The organism is Mesorhizobium sp. M1403 (genome assembly GCF_040317695.1).
Taxonomy (GTDB): domain Bacteria; phylum Pseudomonadota; class Alphaproteobacteria; order Rhizobiales; family Rhizobiaceae; genus Mesorhizobium.
The window spans coordinates 1-1,009 of sequence record NZ_JAMYKY010000092.1 but is presented as its reverse complement, the minus strand read 5'-3'; the positions used below and the strand labels follow the sequence as shown (position 1 = coordinate 1,009).

The 1,009-nt window shown below is 66.0% G+C and carries 1 protein-coding gene; it reads right to left on the bottom strand.

Features of this window, described 5'->3' with window-relative positions:
* Positions 1 to 1,009, bottom strand: a 1,009-nt coding sequence (locus tag NKH01_RS35165; RefSeq protein WP_353024744.1) for a condensation domain-containing protein, incomplete at both ends; no start/stop codon positions are given.

Here is a 1,009-nt window from a genome sequence, read left to right as displayed (position 1 = left end):
CCACGCCGTCAGCACCGTCATGAACAGCGTCGTGCCATGCTGCCGGCTCAGCCGCTTCAGACCCCGCGTCAAATCCGCATCGATGACAACGGGCACACTGGCTCCGGCAAACGACTGTTGCTCCGGCCGCGGACGGTCCGTCGGCAAGCCAAGACGGGCCGGGGCGCCGGCGAGGGTCTCGCGCCAATAGTCCGCCTGGCTCTGCAGCCGGTCCCTCGTCAGCCACTGTCGCTGCCAGGCGGCATAATCCGGGTACTGGATTGCCAGCGGCGGCAAAGGATCGTCCTGTCCAGCCTCAAACGCCCGGTAAAGCTGACTGAGTTCACCCACCAGCACGCTCATCGACCAGCCGTCCGAGACGATGTGGTGCTGGGTCAGCAGGAAGACGTGTTCCTCATCCGATATCCGGATCAGACGCCCGCGGATCAGCGGCCCACGCGCGAGATCGAACGGCGTGAGGGCCTCTTCATGGCACAGATCCAAAAGCGCCGCCTCAGCATCTGGCCTGCCCTTGAGATTGTGCTCCAGCACCGGCAGCCCTGCATCCGGCGGCAGAACCGCGACCAGGGGCTTGCCCTCCGACGCGACAAAGACACTGCGTAGCGCCTCATGGCGGGCAAACAAACGGTCGAGGCCGCGCTGCCAGGCGCTGCGGTCGAGCACCCCACGCAGCCGCAGGGCCAGCGGCATGTGGTAGTTCGTGCTGCGTTCGTCCAGCTGCGCCAAAAACCATAGCCGCTGCTGCGCGAACGACAGCACCAGAGGCTCATGACGCGACACGGCCACAATCGGCGGCAGGTCTTGCGGACCGGAGCGGCTCAACAGCTCGACGATGCTTGCCGCCAGATCGGAAAGCGCCGGTTTGGCAAACAGCCTCGCCAGCGGCAGCTCGACGCCAACAACCTGCGACAGTCGGCTCGAGAACTGCACGGCCAGCAGCGAATGGCCGCCGAGCTCGAAGAAGTTGTCGTGGCGTCCGACCCGCTCGACCCTGAGAAGCTCCGCCCAG